At 62.7% G+C, this 24,959-nt stretch carries 20 protein-coding genes; 2 read left to right on the top strand and 18 right to left on the bottom strand.

Annotated features, from left to right (window positions below; translation table 11 throughout):
* Positions 1–218: 218 nt before the first annotated feature.
* From ACODTO_RS27595 to leuC, 16 genes are all read right to left on the bottom strand, one after another.
* On the bottom strand, positions 219–992 hold the full coding sequence (locus ACODTO_RS27595) for an SDR family oxidoreductase (RefSeq protein WP_175363735.1): 774 nt from the start codon (positions 990–992) through the stop codon (positions 219–221).
* Complete coding sequence (locus ACODTO_RS27590; protein ID WP_489107358.1) at positions 989–2,200, bottom strand: O-succinylhomoserine sulfhydrylase; 1,212 nt, start codon at positions 2,198–2,200, stop codon at positions 989–991. The genes ACODTO_RS27595 and ACODTO_RS27590 overlap by 4 nt, the downstream gene beginning before the upstream one ends.
* A gap of 59 nt (positions 2,201–2,259) precedes the next feature.
* On the bottom strand, positions 2,260–3,765 hold the full coding sequence (gene purF, locus ACODTO_RS27585; protein WP_139644589.1) for an amidophosphoribosyltransferase: 1,506 nt from the start codon (positions 3,763–3,765) through the stop codon (positions 2,260–2,262).
* A 41-nt stretch (positions 3,766–3,806) separates the two neighbouring features.
* Positions 3,807–4,367, bottom strand: a complete 561-nt coding sequence (locus tag ACODTO_RS27580) for a CvpA family protein (protein WP_041023745.1) — start codon at positions 4,365–4,367, stop codon at positions 3,807–3,809.
* Positions 4,368–4,459: 92 nt separating this feature from the next.
* Positions 4,460–5,122, bottom strand: coding sequence for an SPOR domain-containing protein (locus ACODTO_RS27575; protein ID WP_489107357.1), 663 nt, complete (start codon positions 5,120–5,122; stop codon positions 4,460–4,462).
* Complete coding sequence (gene folC / locus ACODTO_RS27570; protein ID WP_489107356.1) at positions 5,106–6,413, bottom strand: bifunctional tetrahydrofolate synthase/dihydrofolate synthase; 1,308 nt, start codon at positions 6,411–6,413, stop codon at positions 5,106–5,108. Before folC ends, ACODTO_RS27575 begins: the two co-directional genes overlap by 17 nt.
* Complete coding sequence (gene accD / locus ACODTO_RS27565; RefSeq protein ID WP_024779156.1) at positions 6,410–7,330, bottom strand: acetyl-CoA carboxylase, carboxyltransferase subunit beta; 921 nt, start codon at positions 7,328–7,330, stop codon at positions 6,410–6,412. The genes folC and accD overlap by 4 nt, the downstream gene beginning before the upstream one ends.
* Positions 7,331–7,586: 256 nt before the next feature.
* The gene (locus ACODTO_RS27560) at positions 7,587–8,219 is read right to left on the bottom strand and encodes a phosphoribosylanthranilate isomerase (protein ID WP_139644595.1); all 633 of its coding nucleotides are present in this window, start codon (positions 8,217–8,219) and stop codon (positions 7,587–7,589) included.
* A 62-nt stretch (positions 8,220–8,281) separates the two neighbouring features.
* Positions 8,282–9,106 (bottom strand): tRNA pseudouridine(38-40) synthase TruA, encoded by an 825-nt coding sequence (gene truA / locus ACODTO_RS27555; RefSeq protein ID WP_139644700.1) that lies wholly within the window; start codon positions 9,104–9,106, stop codon positions 8,282–8,284.
* A gap of 274 nt (positions 9,107–9,380) precedes the next feature.
* Positions 9,381–11,984, bottom strand: a complete 2,604-nt coding sequence (locus ACODTO_RS27550; protein WP_489107355.1) for a motility hub landmark protein FimV — start codon at positions 11,982–11,984, stop codon at positions 9,381–9,383.
* Positions 11,985–12,193: 209 nt separating this feature from the next.
* On the bottom strand, positions 12,194–13,204 hold the full coding sequence (locus tag ACODTO_RS27545) for an aspartate-semialdehyde dehydrogenase (RefSeq protein WP_175363731.1): 1,011 nt from the start codon (positions 13,202–13,204) through the stop codon (positions 12,194–12,196).
* 267 nt (positions 13,205–13,471) lie between these two features.
* Positions 13,472–14,584, bottom strand: coding sequence for an aspartate-semialdehyde dehydrogenase (asd, locus tag ACODTO_RS27540; RefSeq protein WP_024779161.1), 1,113 nt, complete (start codon positions 14,582–14,584; stop codon positions 13,472–13,474).
* 54 nt (positions 14,585–14,638) lie between these two features.
* On the bottom strand, positions 14,639–15,721 hold the full coding sequence (leuB, locus tag ACODTO_RS27535; protein ID WP_139644601.1) for a 3-isopropylmalate dehydrogenase: 1,083 nt from the start codon (positions 15,719–15,721) through the stop codon (positions 14,639–14,641).
* A gap of 61 nt (positions 15,722–15,782) precedes the next feature.
* A complete protein-coding gene (locus tag ACODTO_RS27530; RefSeq protein WP_139644603.1) occupies positions 15,783–16,547 on the bottom strand; it encodes a class I SAM-dependent methyltransferase in 765 nt (254 codons plus the stop codon).
* A gap of 137 nt (positions 16,548–16,684) precedes the next feature.
* Positions 16,685–17,329 carry a 3-isopropylmalate dehydratase small subunit gene (gene leuD, locus ACODTO_RS27525; protein ID WP_175363730.1) on the bottom strand — a complete coding sequence of 215 codons (645 nt, stop codon included), beginning with the start codon at positions 17,327–17,329 and terminating at the stop codon, positions 16,685–16,687.
* A 13-nt stretch (positions 17,330–17,342) separates the two neighbouring features.
* Positions 17,343–18,761: a 3-isopropylmalate dehydratase large subunit gene (leuC, locus tag ACODTO_RS27520; protein WP_139644606.1), complete on the bottom strand. Its 1,419-nt coding sequence runs from the start codon at positions 18,759–18,761 to the stop codon at positions 17,343–17,345.
* A gap of 156 nt (positions 18,762–18,917) precedes the next feature.
* On the opposite strand from leuC, the gene ACODTO_RS27515 reads away from it, so the two are divergent.
* Complete coding sequence (locus ACODTO_RS27515; protein ID WP_175363729.1) at positions 18,918–19,808, top strand: LysR family transcriptional regulator; 891 nt, start codon at positions 18,918–18,920, stop codon at positions 19,806–19,808.
* A 67-nt stretch (positions 19,809–19,875) separates the two neighbouring features.
* The gene (locus tag ACODTO_RS27510) at positions 19,876–23,154 is read left to right on the top strand and encodes an EAL domain-containing protein (RefSeq protein WP_139644611.1); all 3,279 of its coding nucleotides are present in this window, start codon (positions 19,876–19,878) and stop codon (positions 23,152–23,154) included.
* Between the two features lie 106 nt (positions 23,155–23,260).
* Here ACODTO_RS27510 and ACODTO_RS27505 read toward each other — a convergent pair whose 3' ends face one another.
* Entirely contained in the window at positions 23,261–23,713 is a 453-nt protein-coding gene (locus ACODTO_RS27505) for an Hsp20 family protein (protein WP_047700569.1), read from the bottom strand.
* 120 nt (positions 23,714–23,833) lie between these two features.
* The gene (locus ACODTO_RS27500; protein WP_024779169.1) at positions 23,834–24,793 is read right to left on the bottom strand and encodes a tRNA dihydrouridine synthase; all 960 of its coding nucleotides are present in this window, start codon (positions 24,791–24,793) and stop codon (positions 23,834–23,836) included.
* Positions 24,794–24,959 lie beyond the last annotated feature (166 nt).

The raw sequence follows: 24,959 nt of genomic DNA, 5'->3' as shown, positions 1-24,959 counted from the left end.
CCGCCGACATTCTGCTTGTAAGGCAGACGCTCTCCCGGCTGAGCTAATCACCCTTTGCTTCGCTGAGGCCGCGAAATTTACGCAGGTACCGAAGCTAAGTCAATAGCAGGGTTGGATTTTTTTCAAAAACAACGTCGAGCGACAAGCTTCAAGCTGCAAGCAGAAACGCCAACACCGCAAAACCGCTTGCAGCTTGCAGCTCGCCACTTGCAGCTGCTTCATTCATAGATCATTTTCTTGGTCATGCCGCCGTCCACCACGAACTCCTGGCCCGTGACGAAACCGGCATTGCGCGACAACAGCCACGCCACCATCGCCGCCACATCCTCTACCGTGCCTACCCTACCCGCTGGATGCTGGGCGTGATCGGCGTCGGTCAGTGGTTCTGAACGGCGCAGGGACGGGTCCCGTGCGTCGATCCAGCCAGGGCTGACGGCGTTGACCCGGATCTCCGGCCCGAGGCTGATCGCCAAGGCATGGGTCAGGGCCAACAGGCCACCTTTGCTTGCGGCATAGGCTTCGGTGTCGGGTTCCGACTGTGCGGCACGGGTCGAGGCCAGGTTGACGATGGCGCCGTTGTGGGCCCGCAAATAAGGCGCACAGTGCTTGGCCAGCAGCATCGGTCCACCGAGGTTCACCGCCAGGACCCGATTCCAATGGGCCAGGTCCAGGCTTTCGAGGGTGATGTTGTGCGGGTCGGCAATGGCCGCGTTGCACACCAGCGCGTCGAGCCGGCCGAACTGGCCCAGCACCTCGGCGATCCCCGTGGCGACCTGGGCTTCGTCCGCCACGTCCATGGCGATGAACCAGGCGTTATCGCCCAACGTTTTGGCAACCTTGGAACCGCGCTCGCGATCCAGATCGGTCAGCACCACTTGCCAGCCTTCACAGATCAGCCAGGCGGCGATGCCCAGGCCTATACCCCGGGCGGCGCCCGTCACCAGTGCAACCCGGCCATGGGTGCCGCTCGGCGGCGTTGCCAGCTCGATCACAAGGCCGCCAACCCACGCGCCAGGTCAGCTTGCAGGTCGGCCACGTCTTCCAGGCCGACCGCGACGCGGATCAGGCTGTCGCGGATCCCCGCTGCTTCACGCTCCTGGGGCGACAGGCGGCCGTGAGAGGTGGTGCTCGGGTGGGTGATGGTGGTCTTGCTGTCCCCCAGGTTGGCGGTGATGGACACCAGCCGGGTAGCATCGATGAAGCGCCAGGCGCCCTCCTTGCCCCCCTTGACCTCGAAGCTCACCACGGCACCGAAACCGCGCTGCTGACGCAGGGCCAGGTCGTGTTGCGGATGGCTCTTGAGGCCGGCGTAATGGACTTTCTCGATGCCGTCCTGCTGCTCCAGCCACTCGGCCAGGGCCTGGGCATTGGCACAATGGGCTTTCATGCGCAGACCCAGGGTTTCCAGGCCCTTGAGGAAGACCCAGGCGTTGAACGGGCTGAGGGTCGGACCGGCGGTGCGCAAAAAGCCCACCACTTCTTTCATCTGCTCACCGCGACCGGCCACCACGCCGCCCATGCAACGACCCTGGCCGTCGATGAATTTGGTAGCCGAATGCACCACCACGTCCGCGCCCAGCTTCAACGGTTGTTGCAGCGCCGGGGTGCAGAAACAGTTGTCGACCACCAGCATGGCGCCCTTGGCGTGGGCGATTTCCGCCAACGCGGCTATGTCCACCAGTTCGGCCAAGGGGTTGGACGGTGACTCGACAAACAGCAATTTGGTATTGGCCTTGATCGCCGCATCCCAAGCGGACAAATCCGCCAGGGGCACGTAATCGACCTCCACGCCGAAGCGCTTGAAGTACTTTTCGAACAGGCTGATGGTCGAGCCGAAAACGCTGCGCGATACCAGTACGTGGTCGCCGGCGCTGCACAGGCTCATCACCACGGCCATGATCGCCGCCATGCCGGTGGCGGTGGCAACCGCCTGCTCGGCACCTTCCAGTGCGGCAATACGCTCTTCGAAAGCGCGCACGGTGGGGTTGGTGTAGCGCGAGTAGACATTGCCCGGTACTTCACCGGCGAACCGTGCTGCCGCGTCGGCGGCGGTACGGAACACGTAGCTGGAGGTGAAGAACATCGGATCGCCGTGTTCGGCTTCCGGCGTGCGGTGCTGGCCAGCGCGAACCGCCAGGGTGTCGAACGCTACGCCTTCAAGGTCGCTGTCCAGCCGACCGGCATCCCAATCCTGACTCATGCTGTCACTCCTGCAATCGGTCAAACGCAAACCGGCCCCTCAGGGCCGGTTTGTCACTTTTAGTTGTTGTACAGATCGATGATCGCACTGACCGCCTGGGTCTTGGCCTTGGACGCATCGTTGCGGGCGCTTTCGATCTTGTTCAGGTAGGCCTCGTCGATGTCGCCGGTAACGTACTTGCCGTCGAACACCGCGCAGTCGAACTGTTCGATCTTGATCTTGCCGCCGCCCACGGCTTCGATCAAGTCCGGCAGGTCCTGGTAGATCAGCCAGTCGGCACCGATCAGGTCGGCGACCTCCTGGGTCGTGCGGTTATGAGCGATCAGCTCATGGGCACTCGGCATGTCGATGCCGTAGACGTTCGGGTAGCGCACGGCCGGGGCCGCCGAGCAGAAGTACACATTCTTGGCGCCGGCTTCGCGGGCCATCTGGATGATCTGCTTGCAGGTAGTGCCACGTACGATGGAGTCGTCCACCAGCATCACGTTCTTGCCGCGGAACTCCAGCTCGATGGCATTGAGCTTCTGGCGCACGGACTTTTTCCGTGCAGCCTGGCCCGGCATGATGAAGGTCCGGCCGATGTAGCGGTTCTTCACGAAGCCTTCGCGGAACTTGACGCCCAGGTGGTTCGCCAGCTCCAGGGCCGCGGTGCGGCTGGTGTCCGGGATCGGGATGACCACGTCGATGTCATGGTCCGGACGCTCGCGCAGGATCTTGTCGGCCAGCTTCTCGCCCATGCGCAGGCGGGCCTTGTAGACCGAGATGCCGTCGATGATCGAGTCCGGACGCGCCAGGTAGACGTGTTCGAAAATGCACGGTGTAAGGCTCGGGTTGGTCGCGCACTGGCGGGTGAACAACTGGCCGTCTTCAGTGATGTAGACCGCTTCGCCCGGGGCCAGGTCGCGAATCAGGGTGAAACCCAGCACGTCCAGGGAAACGCTCTCGGAGGCGATCATGTACTCGACGCCTTCGTCGGTGTGACGCTGGCCGAAGACGATAGGACGAATGCCGTGGGGGTCGCGGAAACCGACGATACCGTAGCCGGTGACCATCGCCACCACCGAGTAACCACCGACGCAACGGTTATGCACGTCGGTCACGGCGGCGAACACGTCTTCTTCGGTCGGTTGCAGCTTGCCCCGCTGGGCCAGCTCGTGGGCGAACACGTTGAGCATCACTTCCGAGTCGGAATTGGTGTTGACGTGGCGCAGGTCAGACTCGTAGATCTCCTTGGCCAACTGCTCGACGTTGGTCAGGTTACCGTTGTGCGCCAGGGTGATGCCGTACGGCGAGTTGACATAGAACGGCTGGGCTTCGGCGGAAGTCGAGCTGCCCGCCGTCGGGTAGCGCACATGGCCGATGCCCATGTGGCCGACCAGGCGCTGCATGTGACGCTGGTGGAACACATCACGCACCAGACCGTTGTCCTTGCGCAGGAATAACCGGCCGTCATGGCTGGTCACGATACCGGCAGCGTCCTGGCCGCGGTGCTGGAGCACGGTTAGCGCGTCATACAGCGCCTGATTGACGTTCGACTTACCGACGATACCGACGATGCCACACATGCGACGCAACCCCTACTTAATGGATCTGAACTGAACAACACTCACTGCGGCGTTTTGGCCGTCGGCAAGAGGTGTTCCTTGAACGGTATTTCAGCGGGTACGCTGATACCGCTGGCAAGCCACTGACTGCTCCAACCCAGGATCAGGTTCTTGGACCAGTCTGCGACCAATAGAAATTGTGGCACGAGCCGGGACTCCTGCCACCACGAATCCTGTTGTACCGGCCCCAGGCTCAGCAGCCCGACGGCCACGACCACCAGCAACGCGCCACGCGCGGCGCCAAAGGCCATGCCCAGGAACCGGTCCGTCCCGGAAAGCCCGGTGACGCGAATCAGTTCGCCGATCAGATAGTTGATCATTGCGCCAACCAGCAAGGTGGCGATAAACAAGATGGCACAACCCGCGATCACGCGAGCCGACGGCGTTTCGATGTATCCGGCGAGGTACTGGGACAGCGAGCCACCAAACATCCAGGCGACGATTCCCGCGATGATCCAGGTCAGCAGCGAGAGGGCTTCCTTGACGAAGCCTCGGCTCAGACTGATCAATGCGGAGATGGCGATGATCGCAACGATCGCCCAGTCAACCCAGGTAAATGGCACGGTGCAGCCTACGGACGGATAAGGCGGCGCATTTTAGCAGAGCCCAGGGCTGTCGGTAAGCTGCGATTATCAGTGAGAGGAAAATCAGCTACTTAGCCGCGTTCCGGCTGGAATCGCACCACAAAACCCTTGAGATTTTGTTGCCGTCCGAGCAGATCGCGCAGGCGATCGGCTTCGGCACGCTCGATCAGCGGACCGACAAACACCCGATTCTTGCCATCGGCGGAACGGATGTAGGCATTGTAGCCCTGGCTACGCAGGGATTTCTGCAGGTTCTCCGCGCTTTCGCGGCTGGTCAGACTGGCCAGTTGCACGGACCAACTGACCGACAACCCGTTGGCGTCCACGCGACTCTGGCTGGTGTCGGGCTTGGTCGGCGCCGCAGTTATCGGCTGGGTCGGCGCCGGCTTGACCGCTGGAGTCGCCGGAACGGGCGCTGGAGCCGGAGCGACAACGGGCTTGCTCGATACCGTCGGCGCCGCAGGGACAGGTGCAGAAGGCGTGGCCGGTTGCTCAGCCAGCTCCTCATCACTCGGGACGGGCTCCTGAGGCAGCGCCTGCGGCTCGGGCACCGTCACCGGTTCGACCTGCACAGGCGAGACCGATGGCGCTTGGGGCGCGGCGGGTGCATCGACCGTGACCTGGCGCTGCTCGTCCTGACGGGAAAACAGCATCGGCAGGAAAATCACCGCCAGGGCCACCAATACCAGGGCCCCCACCATGCGCTGCTTGTATGCCTTATCCAGCAATGCCATCTGCAGCTTCCTCCGTGGAGCGCCGGGCCAGCCATTGCAGGGCCTCGGCGACGCAAAAAAATGATCCGAACAACAGGATTTCGTCATCGGCCGTTGCCACGGCGCACTGCCCTTCCAACGCAGCGGCCACACTGTCGTAAGCATCCACCGAAGCGCCACGACGCTGCAAGGCCGCCTGCAATTCAGCGGCGGGACGTGAGCGCGGTGAATCCAGGGGCGTTACCGCCCAGTGCTGGACACTAGCATCCAACGCCTCGACCACGCCATCCAGATCCTTGTCGGACAGCAGTCCGAACACCGCCAGGCGCCGTCCCGCCACCGACCGCCGCGCCAGGCGTTCGGCCAGGTATTGCGCCGCGTGGGGGTTGTGGCCGACATCCAGCAACAGGTTCAGACGCTTGCCTTGCCACTGGAACTGGCGTCGATCAAGACGACCGACGATACGAGTCGCCTGCAACGCCTTTACGATTTGCCCGGCGTCCCACGGCAACCCCAGCAGCAGGTAGGCCTGGAGCGCCAGTGCGGCGTTTTCCATCGGCAGATCCAGCAGCGGCAGGTCGCGCAACTCCACCGGATAGCCCTGGAGATCGCTGCCACGCCATTGCCAATGCTGCTCGGTCATGGCCAGATCGAAATCCCGTCCCCGCAGGAAAAACGGACAGGCCAGTTCCCGAACCTTGTCCAACAGCGGTTGCGGAGGATTGAGATCGCCGCAGAGCGCAGGCGCGCCCTGACGAAAGATACCGGCCTTCTCGAAGGCCACGGATTCACGGGTATCGCCCAGGTAATCGGCATGGTCCACGCCGATACTGGTGACCAATGCAATGTCCGCGTCCACCAGGTTGACCGTGTCCAGTCGCCCGCCCAGGCCGACTTCCAGCACAACGGCGTCGAGGCCGGCACGGGCGAACAGCCAGAAGGCCGCCAGGGTGCCCATCTCGAAGTACGTGAGGGAGATTTCACCCCGTCCGGCGTCCACCGCGGCGAAAGCCTCGCACAGCTCGGCATCGGCGGCTTCGACGCCGTTGACCTGCACCCGCTCGTTATAACGCAGCAGGTGTGGCGAACTGTAGACACCGACGCTCAACCCCTGGGCCCGCAGCAGCGAGGCCAAGAAGGCACAGGTCGAGCCCTTGCCGTTGGTGCCGGTGACGGTGATGACCCGGGGCGCCGGCTTGCCCAGTCCCATGCGGGACATGACCGCTTGCGAGCGCTCCAGTCCCATATCGATGGCAGATGGATGCAATTGCTCGAGGTAGGCCAGCCAGTCGCCCAGGGTGCGTTCGGTCATAGCCCGGCAGGCACCGGCGGAACCACCATCGGTTCGATGGGTGCGGCGACGTACTGAGGCGTCGGCAAGCCCATCAGTTGAGCCAACAGGTTACCCAGGCGCGGACGCAGTTCCTGGCGATGGATGATCATGTCGATGGCACCGTGCTCCAGCAGGAACTCACTGCGCTGGAAGCCTTCCGGCAGTTTTTCGCGCACGGTTTGCTCGATGACCCGCGGGCCGGCGAAGCCGATCAGGGCTTTCGGCTCGCCGACGATCACGTCGCCCAGCATTGCCAGGCTGGCGGAAACGCCGCCGTAGACCGGATCGGTCAGCACCGAGATGAACGGAAGGCCTTCTTCGCGCAGACGCGCCAGGACGGCGGAGGTCTTCGCCATCTGCATCAGCGAGATCAGCGCTTCCTGCATCCGCGCGCCGCCGGAAGCAGCGAAGCAGATCATTGGGCAACGGTTTTCCAGGGCATAGTTGGCGGCGCGAACGAAACGCTCACCGACGATGGCGCCCATGGAACCACCCATGAAGGAGAACTCGAAGGCCGAGACCACCACCGGCATGCCCAGCAGGGTGCCGCTCATGGACACCAGGGCGTCTTTCTCGCCGGTCTGCTTCTGGGCCGCGGTCAGGCGATCCTTGTACTTCTTGCCGTCGCGGAATTTCAGGCGATCCACGGGCTCCAGGTCGGCACCCAGCTCAACACGGCCTTCGGCGTCCAGGAAAATATCGATACGGGCACGCGCGCCAATGCGCATGTGGTGGTTGCACTTGGGGCAAACGTCCAGGGTCTTTTCCAGCTCCGGGCGGTACAGCACCGCTTCGCAGGATGGACACTTGTGCCACAAACCTTCAGGCACCGAGCTTTTCTTCACCTCGGAACGCATGATCGAAGGGATCAGTTTGTCTACCAACCAGTTGCTCATGCTTTCTTTCTCCAGTACCGGCGGCCCGAACGCTCTGGTTCGCGGCCCCGCGTATGCCCTTGAGCTAAATTCATTGTGCGGCGAGGGCCGAAAAGCCACCACGGTCAGCGCTAAACATGACCTGCGTGCAGCCCAACCTTCCTCAACCATTCCTGCAACCGCTGCACCGCGGTTGCCGCTACGCTATCGGCCCGCCCGGAGGCGGTGCCTGCCTGCTTGTACAGTGCAGGTATGGACGGCGGCAGTCTGCCAGCCGTCACATTGGCAACTGGCTGCTGCGCACAGCGGCCATGAACGCCCGGATCTTCGCCGGATCCTTGATGCCCTTGCCCTGCTCCACCCCGCCGCTCACATCCACCGCGTAAGGACGAACCTGGCGAATTGCTTCGGCCACATTGTCAGCCGTCAGGCCACCGGCGAGGACGATCGGCTTGCTCAGGCCACGGGGCACCAGCGACCAATCGAATGCTTCACCGGTACCGCCGGGAACGCCCTCCACATAGGTGTCCAGCAAAATGCCACTGGCGCTGGCAAACGTCTCGCACGCAGCCGCGATGTCATCCCCCGCCTTGACCCGCAGCGCCTTGATGTAGGGACGGTGCCAGCCTTCGCAATCGGCCGGCCCCTCGTCGCCATGGAACTGCAACAGCCCCAGCGGCACCGCATCGAGTATCTCGCCCAACTCGCAACGACTGGCATTGACGAACAGGCCGACCGGGGTCACGAACGGCGGCAAGGCCTGGATGATCGCCCTCGCCTGCTGCACGGTCACCGCCCGCGGGCTCTTGGCATAGAACACCAGCCCGATGGCATCGGCTCCGGCCTCGACAGCTGCCAGCGCGTCCTCGACGCGGGTGATCCCGCAAATCTTGCTGCGAACGACCGACATGTTGTCAAAACCCCAGCTAAATCCGTGAAAGTCCCGGATGGTAGCAAATGCAGCGGAGGGCGTCAGCCGTCGAGTTCCGAGAAGCCCGTGAGGAAATGTGGCCCGATGTAACGCTCCGGCAGCTCGAACTCGTCGCGGTATTCAACCTGCACCAGGTACAAGCCAAACGGATGCGCCGTCACGCCGCCGGACCGGCGGATGCGGCTGTCGAGCACTTCCTTGACCCACTCCACCGGCCGCTCACCGGCACCGATGGTCATCAGCACGCCGGCGATGTTGCGCACCATGTGGTGCAGGAATGCACTGGCGCGGATATCGAGCACGATCATCTTGCCGTGACGGGTCACGCGCAGGTGATGCAACTCCTTGATCGGCGACTTGGCCTGGCACTGACCGGCACGAAAGGCGCTGAAATCGTGAACCCCGACCAGGTACTGCGCGGCTTCGGCCATGCGCTCGACGTCCAGCGGACGGTGGTTCCAGGTGATTTCCTCGTTCAGGTGCGCCGGACGGATCTGATCGTTGTAGATTACATAGCGATAACGCCGGGCGATGGCCTTGAAGCGCGCATGGAAATGCGCCGGCATCACCTTGGCCCAGCTGACGCTGACGTCATGGGGCAGGTTGATGTTGGCCCCCATGACCCAGGCCTTCATCGAACGCTCGACCTGGGTGTCGAAATGCACCACCTGGCCGCAGGCGTGCACGCCGGCATCGGTGCGCCCGGCGCAGTGCAGCGCCACCGGTGAATCGGCGACTTTGGACAGCGCGTTTTCAAGGGTTTCCTGCACGGTCGCAACGCCGGAGGCCTGGCGCTGCCAGCCGCGATAACGCGAGCCTTTGTATTCAACGCCCAGGGCGATCCGGAAAAAGCCGTCAGCCGCCATTTCGGCAGCCGGGTTGTCTATGTTTGCCAAGGAGTTACAGCCTGCTGAGGTACGCAAAGGCGGGCATTATAAGGCCGGCGGGGTGGGATGCCAGTGCAACCGTTGATCCGGTGCCGGATGTGCTGGCCTTATCGCGAGCAGGCTCGCTCCCACAGGGGATTTGCAGCGCTCACAAAACTTTGTGGGAGCGAGCCTGCTCGCGATGAGGCCCACCTGAACGCCCCAAACAAAAACGGCAGCCTCAATGGCTGCCGCTCCTGTCACTGCGAACATCTCACGCCAGGCGCGCCAGCATCTCCTGCGCTTCGCTCTTCTGGGTGGCATCGCCTTCGCTGAGGACTTCGCCGAGGATATCCCGGGCACCGTCATGGTCGCCCATGTCGATGTAGGCCTGGGCCAGGTCGAGCTTGGTGGCTACTTCATCGGTGCCGCTGAGGAAGTCGAAGTCCGGCTCATCTTCGACACCGGCCAGGGCGTCTTCCGCCGTGAAAGTTGGCTGGCCCAGGCTGTCGGACAAGCGATCCAGTTCAGCGTTGACATCGTCCAGCTCGGACTCGAAGGCATCCTTCGGCGCGTCCATTTCGTCGGCCAGGGACAGATCGAAATCCGCTGGCAGTTCGAGATCGTCGGCCGGGGTGTCGAGCAAGGCTGGCGCCTCGGCCACAGGCTCGTCCAGGCCTTTGAGATCGTCGCCCAGGTCCAGCAGGAAATCCTCGTCGTCCAGGGCTGGGGCCGGCGCATCGGCGCCCAGGTCCAGGTCGAACTCCGACAGATCGTCCAGACTTTCGTTGGCTTCAGTCTGTTGCTTGAGCACCGATTCGAAGCTCAGATCGTCGTCCATCGGGAAAGCATCCAGCTCCGGTACCGGCTCAGGTGTCGGCGCCGCTGGTGTGTTTTCCAGGTCATCCAGGCTCAGATCGAAGGCATTGTCCAGCTCTTCATTGGTTGCCGGCGTTTCTTCCAGCAGCTCCTTGACATACTGGGCGTCCAGCTCGGCAGCCACCGCCGCCGCGGCCAGACCGGCGCTGGTGGCAACCACCATGGCCGGGAAGCGGCTCTTGAGTTGCTCGACCTGGGCGAAGTTTTCACCATTGGCCACCAACTGGCGTTCCTGGGCAACAAACGCGTCGCGGTCGCCTTGCAGACCATAGACTTCCATCAACTTCAGACGCAGGTCGCTGCGCTGTGGCTCAGCCTTGATGCCTTGCTCGAGCTGATCGGCCGCCTGGTTCAAGCGACCGCGATCGATGTGGGCCTGAGCCTGGTCCAGCACGTCGTCGAAACGATCGGCAGCGGGGGCGACCAAGGGCGCGGCGATAGGTGGCGAGACCACCACCGGCGCGACCACAGGGGCCGGCTGGGGAATGGGCTTGGGCGCCGGCGCAGGAGCCGGCTTAGGGTCGAGCTTGACGCTTGGCGCGGGTACTTCAATGCCCTCGAAGCTGCTCGGGGGCAGATCGAGCTCCGGGGAGAAGTCGGCCTCCTCCTCGAGGGCTCGGGCCATGCGCAGATGTTTCTCGGCTTCTTGTTGGGCCTTGCGGCGGCGGGCCAACAACAACAGCAGCAGCAACAGCAGGACCAACGCACCACCACCGATCAAGCCGAGCAGGATCGGGTTGGTCAGCAGGTCGTTGTATTTTTGTTCGCTGGGTGCCGCCGGAGCCTCGGCCGGAGCAGCCGGTGGCGTCGCCTCGGGCGTCGCTTCGGGAGCGGCTTGCGGTGCCGGTGCCGGAACCTGCGCCGAGGGTGCGGGCGTCAACTGCGCCGACATCGCCGGCGGCGCTTCGTTGGCTGGCGGAACCGCAGCCCCTTCGGCCTGCATCTTCGCCAGTTGATTATTCTTCAGCTCGATCAGGCGCTGCAGCTTATCCAACTGGCTCTGCAGATCCGCCATGCGGCTTTTCAGCTCTTCATTGTCACGACGAGCCGAGTCGAGGCTTTCCTGGGTGACCGCGAGCTTGTTGCTCAGGGCCTGGGCATCGCCGGCAGCCCCCTTGCCTTTGCCCTTGCCTGCCTTCGCAGACTCGGCCGTCACTAGGCTCAGGTTATCGCGGCCAGCGGTCTGTGCCGGTGCGGCTTCACTCTGACCACGCTTGGTCGCGTCCAGTTGCTGCCGGCCACCAGGTGCGGCGGTCGCACGGCCTTGGCGTCCCTGGCGCCAGGCGGCGTTCTGCGCAGCCACTTCGGCGATGGCCTGGGGTTGCGGCAACGCGGTGCTTTGCACCGGATCCGGCATGCGCAGGACCTGGCCGGTCTTGAGCAGGTTGATATTGCCGTTGATGAAAGCGTGCGGGTTCAACGCCTGGATCGCCAGCATGGTTTGCTGGACCGACCCACCGTTGCGGGCCTTGGCGGCGATTTCCCAGAGGGTATCGCGCGGCGTGGTGGTGTACTGGGACGACTTGGTGGCGCCAGTGACCGGCGTCGACACCACCTGGGGCGGTTTCGGTCGGGCAGCCTCGGCAGCCTGGGGCGAGAACTTGGACGGGTCGAGCAACACGCTGTAGTCACGCAGCAGGCGGCCGTTGGGCCACATCACCTGCACGAGGAACTTGACCAGCGGCTCGGACAGCGGCCGACTGGAGGTCACCCGCAGGACGCTCTTGCCATTGGCGTTGATCACCGGGGTGAACGTCAGGTCATTGAGAAACGCCTGGCGGTCGACGCCGGCTTTGGCGAAATCTTCAGGCGAGGCCAGGCTCGGCACGACTTCGGCGGCGGTCAGTTGCTGGACATCGAGCAGCTCGATCTCCGCGACCAGAGGCTGGTTCGGCGTCGACTTCAGGGTCAATTCCCCGAGCCCGAGCGCTTGCGCCATACCGGAGGACAGCGCCGAGGCGGCCGCTATTGCTAACACCAGTTTGCGAACTTGAACCATAGCCTCTTCCTTTGTTTGAACATTCCTCGGCCAGCGAGAAGGTATTGATGTCGCTGCCGCAAGGCATTTCGCGCCCCCCAAAACGACAGGTGCACGATCGTTTCTACTCATGCCCGGGAACGTCCCCAGCGGGAGATTTTCGCCTTCAGCGTCCAGGCCAAGCATAGCGCCCGCCTAGAATCATTCGACAAATTGTTGCCAAGTATCTTTTACAGCAGGTCTTTTATCAACAACTCCGCCACCTGCACTGCGTTGAGCGCCGCGCCCTTGCGCACGTTATCCGTCGTCAGCCACATATTCAGTTCCGTCGGATCGTCGATACCGCCGCGCACACGCCCTACATAAACCACATCCTGCCCCACCGCATCGCCAACCGGCGTCGGGTAGTCGCCCTCCTCCACCAGTTCGATGCCGGGGGCCGCTTCCAGGGCCGCGTTGACTTTCTTCAGGTCGACGGCGTTCGCAGACTGCACGGTCACGCTAAAGCTATCGCCAAAAAACACCGGGGCTTGAATGCAAGTGACGGAAATCTTTAACAAAGGTTGATCCAGCACCTGGCGCAACTCACGCACCAGGCGTTTTTCCAGCGGTGTATGGCCCTGTTCGTCCGGGGTACCGACCTGGGCCAACAGGTTGAACGCCATCTGCCGGTCGAAGAAGGTCGGCTCCAGTGGACGGGCGTTGAGCAACTCGGCGGTCTGGCGCGCCAACTCGCTCACGGCGACTCGACCCTGGGCCGACACGGCGAGGCTGGCGGTCAGGCTGATGCGCTGTAGATCCAGGCATCCGCGCAACGGGGCCAGCGCCACGGCCAGTGCGGTGGCCGATGCACTCGGGCTGCTGACCTGGAACGGCTTGCCGAGGCCCGCCAGCACCTGGGCGTTGGCTTCCGGCACGATCTGCGGTGCCTGTTCCGGCGGCAGGGCACCGGACAGGTCGATGAGCGCGCAACCGGCGGCCGTGGCACGCGGGGCGAAGCTCAGGGTCACCGCCGGACCGGCCGCGAAAAATACCAATTGCACTTTGCTGAAATCGAACTCGTCGACTTCTCGTACCCGCACGTTTTTGTTGCGGAACATCACCGAACTGCCTGCCGACTCACTGCTGGCCAGCAGGTGCAGGTTGCCAACGGGAAAATCCCGCTCTTCGAGGATCTGGACGAGGGTTTCGCCGACCGTACCGGTGGCGCCGATCACGGCGATGTCAAAGGACTGGCTCATGGGGTCTACCTCGGGTAATGCGTGGGGAGCGGCACTTTACCGGGTGGCTGGTATGCAGGCAATTGGCGGGGAGTTCTTGCGCTGACTGCATCAACCAAATCGCGGGCAAGCCTTGCTCCCACAAGCCCGGTGCTCATTGAAGACCCACTGTGAGAGTTTCATTGTGGGAGCATAGCTTGCTCGCGACGGCGATCTCATTGCCAATGCAACACCCATAAAAAAACCCGTACCTCTCGCAAGGCACGGGTTCTTTCACAGCAGCAAGGATCAACGCTCGAGCAAGATCCGCAGCATGCGACGCAGCGGTTCGGCCGCGCCCCACAGCAGTTGGTCGCCGACGGTGAAGGCACCGACGAATTGCGAGCCCATGTTCAGCTTGCGCAGGCGTCCCACCGGCACGTTCAGGGTGCCGGTGACCTTGGTCGGGCTCAGCTCCTGCATGCTGGTTTCGCGGTTGTTCGGCACCAGCTTGACCCAAGGATTGTGCTGGCTGATCAACCCTTCGATGTCGGCGATCGGCACGTCCTTGTTCAGCTTGATGGTCAGCGCTTGGCTGTGGCAGCGCATGGCGCCGATGCGCACGCAAATGCCGTCCACCGGGATCGGGCTCTTGAAGCGACCGAGGATCTTGTTGGTTTCGGCCTGGGCCTTCCACTCTTCGCGGCTCTGACCGTTCGGCAGCTCCTTGTCGATCCAAGGAATCAGGCTGCCGGCCAGCGGCACACCGAAGTTCTCGGTCGGGTAGGCATCGCTGCGCATCGCCTCGGCGACCTTGCGGTCGATGTCCAGGATGGCGCTGGCCGGGTTGGCCAGGTCATCGGCGACGGCGGCGTGGGTCGCGCCCATCTGCTTGATCAGCTCACGCATGTTCTGCGCGCCGGCACCGGAAGCCGCCTGATAGGTCATGGCGCTCATCCACTCCACCAGACCGGCTTCGAACAGGCCGCCCAGGCCCATCAGCATCAGGCTGACGGTGCAGTTGCCGCCGATGTAGTTCTTGGTGCCGGCGTCCAGTTGCTGGTCGATGACCTTGCGGTTGACCGGGTCGAGGATGATCACCGCGTCGTCCTGCATGCGCAGGCTGGAAGCGGCGTCGATCCAGTAGCCCTGCCAGCCGGCCTCGCGCAGTTTCGGGAAGACTTCGCTGGTGTAGTCGCCGCCCTGGCACGTCAGGATCACATCGAGGGTCTTGAGCTCTTCAATGCTGTAGGCATCCTTGAGCGCACCGGTGTCCTTGCCCACGGACGGGCCCTGGCCACCGACATTGGAAGTGGTGAAGAACACCGGCTCGATGAGATCGAAATCCTGCTCTTCCAGCATTCGCTGCATGAGCACGGAACCGACCATGCCCCGCCAACCGATCAGACCTACACGTTTCATCGCAACTGCACCTATACAAAAGTGGGCCACCGTCGAAGCGGTGGACCGGAGAGATTACAGATTCCGCAGCGCGGCGACTACCGCGTCGCCCATTTGCTGCGTACCGACTTTGGTACAACCGGCCGACCAGATGTCGCCGGTGCGCAAACCCTGGTCCAACACCACGCTGACGGCCTTTTCAATGGCATCGGCGGCGTCATTGAGGTTGAAGCTGTAGCGAAGCATCATCGACACCGACAGGATAGTCGCCAACGGGTTGGCAATGCCCTGCCCGGCAATGTCCGGCGCCGAACCGTGGCACGGCTCGTACATGCCTTTGTTGTTGGCATCCAGGGAGGCCGACGGCAGCATGCCGATGGAACCGGTGAGCATCGACGCTTCGTCCGACAGGATGTCGCCGAACATGTTGTCAGTGACGATCACGTCGAACTGCTTCGGTGCGCGCACCAGTTGCATCGCGGCGTTGTCGACGTACATGTGGCTCAGTTCGATGTCCGGGTAATCCTTGGCCACCTGCTCGACCACTTCGCGCCACAGTTGGCTGGACGCCAGCACGTTGGCCTTGTCCACCGAGCACAGCTTCTTGCCACGCACGCGGGCCATGTCGAAGCCGACCCGGGCGATACGGCGGATTTCGCTCTCGCTGTACGGCAGGGTGTCGTAGGCCTGACGCTCGCCATTATCCAACTCGCGAGTACCACGCGGGGCACCGAAGTAGATACCGCCGGTCAGTTCACGGACGATAAGGATATCCAGGCCCGAAACGATTTCCGGCTTCAGGCTCGAAGCGTCGGCCAGTTGCGGATAGAGGATCGCCGGGCGCAGGTTGCCGAACAGGCCCAGTTGCGCACGGATCTTCAGCAGGCCGCGCTCGGGGCGGATGTCGCGCTCGATCTTGTCCCATTTCGGGCCACCCACGGCCCCCAGCAGCACGGCATCGGCCGCGCGTGCACGGTCCAGGGTTTCATCGGCCAGGGGCACGCCGTGCTTGTCGATGGCAGCACCGCCGATCACGTCGTGGCTGAGCTCGAAGCCCAGGCCGTACTTGTCGTTCGCCAGTTCCAGGACCTTGACCGCTTCGGCCATGATTTCCGGGCCAATACCGTCGCCTGGGAGAATCAGAATCTGCTTGCTCATGCTTTCCTCGTTTGTTGTACCGGCGCGCCAGGTTTTCTACTTCCGGGCACCAGGAAAAATGCTATCGCTCGGCCCACAGCACCAGTACATCCGTACTGAAAGAACCATCGGCCTCAATTTCGAAATATTCACGCACTTCATCGCCCATCGCGCGTTGCAGCTCGAGAATCGCACCACGCATCACCTCGGGTGTGCGCATGCGCTCGACCCAGGAGTGGTATTCCAGGCGCAAGCGTTGGCGAGAGGTGCTGCTCACCTGCAGCCCCGCTTCGCTGACCTGGCGCAGCCACTCGGCGGCCGAATAGTCACGCACATGGCTGGTGTCGCGCAGTACTTCGACGCTTTGCAGGTAGGTATCCAGCAACGGCGTGCCGGGCGACAGGATATCAATGAACGCCATCACCCCACCCGGCTTGAGCACGCGGCGCACTTCGCGCAACGCCAAACCCAGGTCGCTCCAATGATGCGCCGAATAGCGGCTGAACACGAAGTCGAACTCGCCATCGGCGAACGGCAAGCGCTCGGCGGCACCGCACACCGTGGCGATGTTACCCAAGCCACGCCCCACTGCCGCCGTGGCCACCACGTCCAGCATCTGCTGGGACAGGTCGTAGGCCACCACTTCACCGGCCAATGGCGCCACGTGAAAACTCACGTGGCCGGCGCCGCATCCCAGGTCCAGCACACGGGCATTGTCCTTCCCCGCCAGTGCCGCCTGCAGCAGCGCGAATTCGGCGCCCTGGGCGTGCACGGCACTGCTCAGATAGGCCGAGGCCTGTTCACCGAATTGCTTTTGTACAACCTGACTGTGGGCGGTGCTGGTCATGGGATGTCCTTAGGGTGTTGTAGTGCCTGGGCTGGCCTCTTCGCGAGCGGGCTCGCTCCCACAGGGTTTTGGGTACACCGCAAATCCAATGTGGGAGCGAGCCTGCTCGCGATAGCGTTGTCACGCCTTACGCGAAATCAAGCCTCGCGAAACAACCAAGGCTGGCTCGCCCGATGCTTCGCTTCGAACGCGGCAATCGCCTCGCTGTCCTGCAGGGTCAAACCGATGTCGTCCAGCCCGTTGAGCAGGCAATGTTTGCGAAACGCATCGATCTCGAAGCTCAACACCTTGCCGTCGGGACGGGTCACGGTCTGGGCTGCGAGGTCGATCTGCAACTGGTAGCCCGGGTTGGCCTCGACCTGCTGGAACAGCTCGTCCACTTCAGCATCGCTGAGGATGATCGGCAGCAAACCGTTCTTGAAGCTGTTGTTGAAGAAGATGTCGGCGTAGCTCGGCGCGATGATGCTGCGGAAGCCGTACTCTTCAAGGGCCCAAGGCGCGTGTTCGCGGCTCGAACCGCAACCGAAGTTCTCCCGGGCCAGCAACACGCTGGCGCCCTGGTAGCGCTCGGCGTTGAGCACGAAGTCCTTGTTCAGCGGCCGCTTGGAGTTGTCCTGGTAGGGCTGGCCCACATCCAGGTAACGCCATTCGTCGAACAGGTTCGGACCGAAGCCGGTGCGCTTGATGGACTTCAGGAATTGCTTGGGAATGATCTGGTCGGTGTCGACGTTGGCACGATCCAGAGGCGCGACAAGACCAGTGTGCTGGGTAAAAGCTTTCATGCTGCGCTCTCCTTCAGATCAATTCACGAACGTCGACGAAACGGCCGTTGACGGCAGCCGCCGCGGCCATGGCCGGGCTGACCAGGTGGGTACGCCCACCGGCGCCCTGACGGCCTTCGAAGTTACGGTTGGAGGTAGAGGCGCAATGCTCGCCCGACTCCAGGCGGTCCGGGTTCATCGCCAGGCACATCGAGCACCCTGGCTCACGCCACTCGAAACCGGCTTCGATGAACACCTTGTCCAGCCCTTCCGCTTCGGCCTGGGCCTTCACCAGGCCCGAACCCGGTACCACGATGGCCTGTTTGATGGTCGAGGCGACCTTGCGGCCCTTGGCAATCACTGCTGCGGCGCGCAGGTCTTCGATCCGCGAGTTGGTGCAGGAACCGATGAACACGCGGTCGAGCTGAATGTCGGTGATCGCCTGGTTCGCGCTCAAGCCCATGTACTTCAAGGCGCGCACGATGGAGTCGCGCTTGACCAGGTCCATTTCCTTGGCCGGATCCGGCACCTTCTGATCCACCGCCAGGACCATCTCGGGCGAAGTGCCCCAGCTGACCTGCGGCTTGATCTGAGTGGCATCGAGCTCGACCACCGTGTCGAACCTGGCGTCGGCGTCGGACACCAGGTCTTTCCAGGCCTCTACCGCCAGGTCCCACTCGGCGCCTTTCGGGGCGAACGGACGACCCTTGACGTACTCGACGGTCTTTTCATCGGCAGCCACCAGGCCCACGCGGGCACCGGCTTCGATGGACATGTTGCAGATGGTCATGCGGCCTTCGACGGACAGGTCGCGGATCGCGCTGCCGGCGAACTCGATGGCATGGCCGTTACCGCCAGCGGTGCCGATTTTGCCGATCACAGCCAGGACGATGTCCTTGGCGGTCACGCCGAACGGCAGCTTGCCCTCGACGCGCACCAGCATGTTCTTCATTTTCTTGGCCACCAGGCACTGGGTGGCGAGCACATGCTCGACCTCGGAGGTGCCGATGCCGTGGGCCAAGGCACCAAAAGCGCCGTGGGTGGAGGTGTGGGAGTCGCCGCAGACCACGGTCATGCCGGGCAAGGTCGCGCCCTGCTCCGGGCCGATGACGTGGACGATGCCCTGGCGTACGTCGTTCATCTTGAATTCAACGATGCCGTATTCGTCACAGTTGTCATCGAGGGTCTGGACCTGCAAACGCGAAACCTGGTCGACAATGGCTTCGATACCGCCCTTGCGCTCCGGTGTGGTCGGCACGTTGTGGTCCGGGGTCGCGATGTTGGCATCGATCCGCCATGGCTTGCGCCCGGCCAGGCGCAGCCCTTCGAAGGCTTGTGGCGAGGTCACTTCGTGGATGATGTGACGGTCGATATAGATCAGCGCCGAGCCATCGTCGCGCTGCTTGACCAAATGCGAATCCCAGAGCTTGTCGTAGAGCGTTTTGCCGGCCATCAGACGGTTCCTCATCAGCTTGTTTCTATGCCCCGGGTCTTGAACGACTCAATAACCCTTTGGCTTGTGAGGCTGATGGTATGGGGCTACATTAAATAACTCAAATTCATAATTTTTATACTTTGCATAACCAACAGGAATTCAACAAAGACTGCCATGGACCTCGCCAACCTCAACGCCTTTATCGCCATTGCCGAGACGGGCAGTTTCTCCGGCGCCGGTGAACGCCTGCACCTGACCCAGCCGGCCATCAGCAAGCGTATCGCCGGGCTGGAACAGCAGCTCAATGTCCGCCTGTTCGACCGGTTGGGCCGTGAAATCGGCCTGACCGAGGCGGGTCGGGCCCTGCTGCCACGGGCCTATCAGATCCTCAATGTGCTGGATGACACCCGTCGTGCCCTGACCAACCTGACCGGCGAAGTCACCGGCCGCCTGACGCTCGCCACCAGCCATCACATCGGCCTGCACCGCCTCCCGCCTCTATTGAGGGAATTCACCCGACGTTATCCACAAGTGGCGCTGGACATTCAGTTCCTGGATTCGGAAGTGGCCTACGAAGAAATTCTTCACGGACGGGCGGAACTGGCGGTCATCACCCTCGCCCCCGAGCCGCATGCGCTGATGCGTGCCACGCCGGTGTGGGACGACCCCCTGGATTTCGTGGTGGCGCCGGAACATGCGTTGCTGGACAACCGCGCGGTCAGCCTGGCGGATATCGCCCTGCACCCCGCGGTTTTTCCAGGGGGCAACACCTTTACCCACCACATCGTCCGGCGCCTGTTCGAGGCTCAGGGCCTGACACCGAACATCGCCATGAGCACGAATTATCTGGAAACCATAAAGATGATGGTCTCCATCGGGCTGGCCTGGAGCGTCCTGCCGCGCACCATGCTCGACGATCAGGTGGCGCGCATCCCTTTGCCGGGCATACAGCTCAGTCGCCAGCTAGGCTATATCGTGCACACTGAACGGACGCTGTCGAATGCTGCGCGCGCTTTCATGTCCTTATTGGACGCACAAATCGATCTGCCAGGGACAAGGGCATAGGTTGTGCTACTCCTATAGAGCCGAAAATGCCTGCGCTTAACGCTCACTGCCCAAGGCTCGCTAGATAATGCCCAAACCCGCTGACCATCTCCCGCCCCTGCCGCGTATCCAGGCGCTTGACCCGAAACGGTCGGAGCAAAGCTGGGACAGCGCGCCGCAGTTGCTGGCCGCGCTGAACGGAGCGCGGCTGGGGGCCTGGTCGTGGGACATCGATACCGGGCGGATCAGTTGGTCCAGGGGCACCCAGGCGCTGTTCGGCTTCGACCCGCGCCAACCGCTGCCAGGGGATGTGGATTACCTGGACCTGCTATTGCCCGAGGACCGCACCAAGGCCATCCGCGCCTTTCACGCGGCCGTGGCCGGCGCGCCGCTGGAACAGGCGATGCACCATCGCATTGTCTGGCCCGACGGCAGCCTGCACTGGCTGGAAATCAGCGGCAGCGTATCGCCCGACAAGCACGGACGCCCGCGCATGATCGGGGTCATCCGTGAGATCACCCACCAGCGCGAGCGCGAACAGGCCTTGCGCAGCTCGGAGAAACGCTTTGCCACGCTCTTTCACCTCTGCCCGAACATGGTGCTGCTGACCCGCCAGGAAGACGGGCTGATCAGCGAAGCCAACCAGTATTTCGAAAGCCTGTTCGGCTGGCCGGTGCACGATGTCATCGGCCGTACCACCCTGGAACTGGGCCTGTGGGTCGATCCCAGCCAGCGGGCAAGACTGGTGGAAGCCACCAAGGCCAAGGGCGAACTGGTGAGCATGGAGGTGGAATTCCGCGCCAGTAACGGCCAGATCCACAACGGCATCCTCAGCGCGCAAAAGGTCGAACTTGAAGGGCAGCCCTATCTGCTGAGCACGTTTCTCGACACCACTGAACGCAAACTGGCCGAACTGGCCCTCAAGGACAGCCAGGAACGCCTCGACCTGGCCCTCGACTCGGCGCAGTTGGGCACTTGGGACTGGCACATACCCAGCGGCATGCTCTACGGCTCGGCCCGTGCCGCGCAGCTCCATGGCCTGGAGCCCAAGCCGTTCCACGAATCATTCGACGCTTTTTTCGAAGGGGTGCCCGACGAAGAGCGCAACAACATGCGCAATGCGTATCGCAGCCTGCGCGAAGGCCCGGCGGGCAATTATCAACTGACCTACCGCGTGCAATTGCCGGATGGCAGCTCCCGTTACCTGGAGAGCCGCGCCCGCCTCTACCGCAACGAAGACGGCAGCCCCCAGCGCATGGCCGGCACCTTGCTGGACATCACCGATCAGGTCCAGCGCGAGCAGAGCCTGGCGGCGTCCGAGGAAAAATTCGCCACGCTGTTCCAGGTCAGCCCCGATCCGATCTGCGTCACCCACCAGGAAAGCAGCCGCTTCCTTGAAATCAACTCCAGCTTCACCCAGACCTTCGGCTGGTCCGCCAGTGATGTGATCGGCCGCAGTGCCGACGAAATCGGCCTCTGGGACGCCTCGGGCAACAGCCTGCAACGCATCGAACGGGTGATTCGCGAGCAATCGCTGAACAACGTTGCCATTGTCGTCCATCACAAGAACGGCCAGCCGCTGACCTGCGTGATCTCCAGCCGGCAGATCAACGTCAGCAACCAGCCCTGCATCGTCACCACCCTGCGGGACATCACCCAGCAACAACGCTCCGAAGCGGCCCTGAAGGCCAGCGAGGAGAAATTCGCCAAGGCGTTCCACTCCAGCCCTGACGCCATCACCATCACCGAACGCGAAAGCGGCCGCTACCTTGAGGTCAACGACGGTTTCTGCCGCCTGACCGGCTACCGCTCCGACGAGGTGATAGGACACACGGTGTACGAGGTGGGCATCTGGGCCGAGGAAAAACAACGCGCGTCCCTGCTGGCCGAATTGCAACTCAAGGGCCGTGTGCACCACCAGGAAATGCTCGGACGCAACAAACGTGGGGAATTGCTCACGGTTGAGGTGTCGGTCGAGCCCATCATGCTCAACGAAACGGACTGCCTGTTGCTGACCGCCCGGGACGTGAGCCTGCTGCGCAACGCCGAAGCCCAGATCCGTCACCTGGCCTATCACGATCCGCTGACCAACCTGCCCAACCGGGCCTTGCTGATGGACCGGCTCAGCCAGCAGATCGCCCTGCTCAAACGCCATAATTTGCGCGGTGCGCTGCTGTTCCTCGATCTTGACCACTTCAAGCACATCAACGACTCCCTGGGGCACCCAGTGGGTGACACCGTGCTGAAAATCATCACCGCGCGCCTGGAAGCCAGCGTTCGCCTGGAGGACACCGTCGCACGACTGGGCGGTGACGAGTTCGTGGTGTTGCTCAGCGGCCTGGAAGGCACCCGCAACGAAGTCAGCGAGCAGGTGCAGAAGCTGGCCGACACCCTGCGCGAACTGCTTTCAGAGCCGATGTTCCTCGACGGCCAGCGATTGCAGGTCACGCCCAGCATCGGCATGGCGCTGATTCCCGACCACGGTTCCACCCCGACCGATCTGCTCAAGCGCGCAGACATTGCGCTCTATCGCGCCAAGGATTCGGGGCGCAACACCTCGCAGATGTTCCACGCCACCATGCAGAAGGCGGCCAGTGAACGGCTGCGCATGGAAACCGACCTGCGCCAGGCCCTGGCCCGCGACGAGTTCAGCCTGCACTTCCAACCTCAGGTCGACGCCCGGGACAACCGTATCGTCGGTGCCGAAGCGCTGGTGCGCTGGCATCATCCCGAACTGGGCGCACAGTCGCCCAACGAGTTCATCAAGGTCCTGGAAGACAGCGGGTTGATCCTGGAAGTGGGCACCTGGATCCTCGATGAAGCCTGCAATGGCTTCAAGCAATTGATTGCGAAGGGCAAGATCGATCCGCAGCGGTTCAGCCTGTGCGTGAACATCAGCCCGCGCCAGTTTCGTCAGAGCGACTTCGTCGAACGCATCGAAAACAGCCTCACGATCCACGGCCTGCCCTGCACCATGTTGAAACTGGAAATCACCGAAGGCATCGTGATCCAGAACCTGGACGACACCATCGGCAAGATGCGTCGCCTCAAGAAGTTGGGGGTGAGCTTCGCCATGGATGACTTCGGCACCGGTTATTCGTCGCTGACCTACCTCAAGCGCCTGCCGGTGGACACACTGAAGATCGACCAGTCATTCGTGCGCGACGCCACCAGCGACCCCAACGACGCCGAGATCATCCGCGCCATCGTCGCCATGGCCCGCAGCCTCAACCTGGAAATGATTGCCGAAGGCGTGGAAACCCTGGAACAACTGCACTTCCTGCAGGGGCTCGACTGCCATCTGTACCAGGGTTACCTGCACAGCCGGCCGTTGCCGTTGGATGCGTTCGAGCGGTTGCTGCCGTAACGAGTGCAGCTGTCTTCTGTGGCGAGGGGATTCATCCCCTCGCCACAATAAAATCACCGGCATGAAAAAGGGCGCCCTTTCGGCGCCCTTTTTCAATTGCGATGCATCAGTTCTGCAGCGCGGGTTGTTGCTGCGCACCGTTGATCGGGATGCGCTTGGCTTTCGCCTCTTCCGGAATCACCCGCAACAGGTCGATGCTCAACAGACCGTTGCTCAGGCCCGCGGACTTGATCTCGATATGATCCGCCAACCGGAAGGACAGCTTGAATGCACGCTGGGCGATGCCCTGATGCAGGTAGGTCACGCTGTCGTTGCTGGCCTCGCGCTTACCGCCGCTGATGGTCAGCACACCTTTTTCCACCTGCAGGTCCAGGTCTTCTTCCCGGAAGCCAGCGGCGGCGACTACGATACGGTATTCATCATCACCGTATTTTTCCACGTTGTAGGGTGGATAGCTGCTGCCCGGTTCGTTGCGCAGGGCGGTTTCAAACAGGTCGTTGAAACGGTCGAAGCCCACCGAGGAACGGAACAGAGGGGCCAGCGAAAATGCAGTACTCATGATTCAAATCTCCTGAAAACTTCAGCAAGGTTTTTTGTCTCCGCGACCCGAATTCGGCATCGCGTACCCCTTATCTAGGGGTCGCCAAATACTTTTCAAGAGCTTTTTTCGAAATTTTTTTCAGGCCGCTTCGGTGCGCTGCACACCCAGCAAATGGCCCACGGCATCGAGCTCGGTTTCCCGACGCAGCGCGGTAAACAGCTCGACCGCTTCAGGATAATTGCGGGTCAGCATCGCCAGCCACTGCTTCAACCGTCCGGGCGCCTGACGCGGCGTCAGCTGTTCGACCACTTGTACCCAGAAATCCTGGAGCATCGGTTGCAGCTCTGCCCAGGACATCTGCACCACCTCTTCACCAGCGCGGGCGGCGGCGATCTGTCGGGCCAGGTCCGGACGGGAAACGAGGCCACGACCGAGCATGATGTCCTCTACGCCGCTGATTTCACGGCAACGCCGCCAATCCTCGACGCTCCAGATATCCCCATTGGCGAACACCGGCACCTTGACCACTTCCTGCACCCGGGGGATCCACTCCCAATGGGCCGGCGGCTTGTAGCCGTCAGTCTTGGTCCGCGCGTGCACCACGATGTGCGCCGCCCCGCCTTCGGCCAGCGCCGTGGCGCAGACCAGCGCACCGTCCGGACTGTCGAAGCCCAGGCGCATCTTGGCGGTGACCGGAATGTGCTTTGGCACCGCGCGACGGACATGTTCGACGATTTCGTTGAGCAGCTCCGGCTCCTTGAGCAATACCGCGCCGCCCCTGGACTTGTTCACCGTCTTGGCCGGGCAGCCGAAATTCAGGTCAACGACTTCCGAACCCAACTCACAGGCCAACGCAGCGTTTTCCGCCAGGCACACCGGGTCGGAGCCCAGCAACTGCACCCTCAGCGGCACGCCGGCGGCGGTCCGGGCGCCGGTCAGCAGCTCCGGGGCGAGCTTGTGGAAATAGGCCGGCGTGAGCAGGCGATCATTGACGCGGATGAACTCGGTCACACACCAGTCGATACCGCCGACGCGTGTCAGGACGTCCCGCAGGATGTTGTCGACCAACCCCTCCATGGGCGCCAGGGCAATTTGCATGGGAAAACGCACTCAACGAAAAAACGTGCGGCAGTTTACCGGATTCTGTGGGAGCAAGCGTGCTTGCGATAGTGGTGGGTCAGTTTGCAGTGTGCTGGATGTACCTCCGCCATCGCGAGCAGGCTCGCTCCCACATCGGCCTAGGCCAGCAGACCCATGGCGGCCA

The sequence above is a fragment of the Pseudomonas sp. FG13 genome, assembly GCF_057809755.1.
Note: the sequence above shows the minus strand (reverse complement) of the source record. Positions and strands in the feature narration are given on the sequence as shown.

Bases quoted from the DNA above. Each gene is read 5' to 3' on its own strand.
- leuB (WP_139644601.1), bottom strand. From the start codon at position 15,721: ATGAGCAAGCAGATTCTGATTCTCCCAGGCGACGGTATTGGCCCGGAA.
- ACODTO_RS27510 (WP_139644611.1), top strand. From the start codon at position 19,876: ATGCCCAAACCCGCTGACCATCTCCCGCCCCTGCCGCGTATCCAGGCG.
- ACODTO_RS27515 (WP_175363729.1), top strand. From the start codon at position 18,918: ATGGACCTCGCCAACCTCAACGCCTTTATCGCCATTGCCGAGACGGGC.
- ACODTO_RS27550 (WP_489107355.1), bottom strand. From the start codon at position 11,984: ATGGTTCAAGTTCGCAAACTGGTGTTAGCAATAGCGGCCGCCTCGGCG.
- ACODTO_RS27505 (WP_047700569.1), bottom strand. From the start codon at position 23,713: ATGAGTACTGCATTTTCGCTGGCCCCTCTGTTCCGTTCCTCGGTGGGC.
- purF (WP_139644589.1), bottom strand. From the start codon at position 3,765: ATGTGTGGCATCGTCGGTATCGTCGGTAAGTCGAACGTCAATCAGGCG.
- ACODTO_RS27530 (WP_139644603.1), bottom strand. From the start codon at position 16,547: ATGACCAGCACCGCCCACAGTCAGGTTGTACAAAAGCAATTCGGTGAA.
- ACODTO_RS27560 (WP_139644595.1), bottom strand. From the start codon at position 8,219: ATGTCGGTCGTTCGCAGCAAGATTTGCGGGATCACCCGCGTCGAGGAC.
- truA (WP_139644700.1), bottom strand. From the start codon at position 9,106: ATGGCGGCTGACGGCTTTTTCCGGATCGCCCTGGGCGTTGAATACAAA.
- ACODTO_RS27575 (WP_489107357.1), bottom strand. From the start codon at position 5,122: ATGGCATTGCTGGATAAGGCATACAAGCAGCGCATGGTGGGGGCCCTG.
- folC (WP_489107356.1), bottom strand. From the start codon at position 6,413: ATGACCGAACGCACCCTGGGCGACTGGCTGGCCTACCTCGAGCAATTG.
- accD (WP_024779156.1), bottom strand. From the start codon at position 7,330: ATGAGCAACTGGTTGGTAGACAAACTGATCCCTTCGATCATGCGTTCC.
- ACODTO_RS27545 (WP_175363731.1), bottom strand. From the start codon at position 13,204: ATGAGCCAGTCCTTTGACATCGCCGTGATCGGCGCCACCGGTACGGTC.
- leuD (WP_175363730.1), bottom strand. From the start codon at position 17,329: ATGAAAGCTTTTACCCAGCACACTGGTCTTGTCGCGCCTCTGGATCGT.
- leuC (WP_139644606.1), bottom strand. From the start codon at position 18,761: ATGGCCGGCAAAACGCTCTACGACAAGCTCTGGGATTCGCATTTGGTC.
- ACODTO_RS27590 (WP_489107358.1), bottom strand. From the start codon at position 2,200: ATGAGTCAGGATTGGGATGCCGGTCGGCTGGACAGCGACCTTGAAGGC.
- asd (WP_024779161.1), bottom strand. From the start codon at position 14,584: ATGAAACGTGTAGGTCTGATCGGTTGGCGGGGCATGGTCGGTTCCGTG.
- ACODTO_RS27500 (WP_024779169.1), bottom strand. From the start codon at position 24,793: ATGCAAATTGCCCTGGCGCCCATGGAGGGGTTGGTCGACAACATCCTG.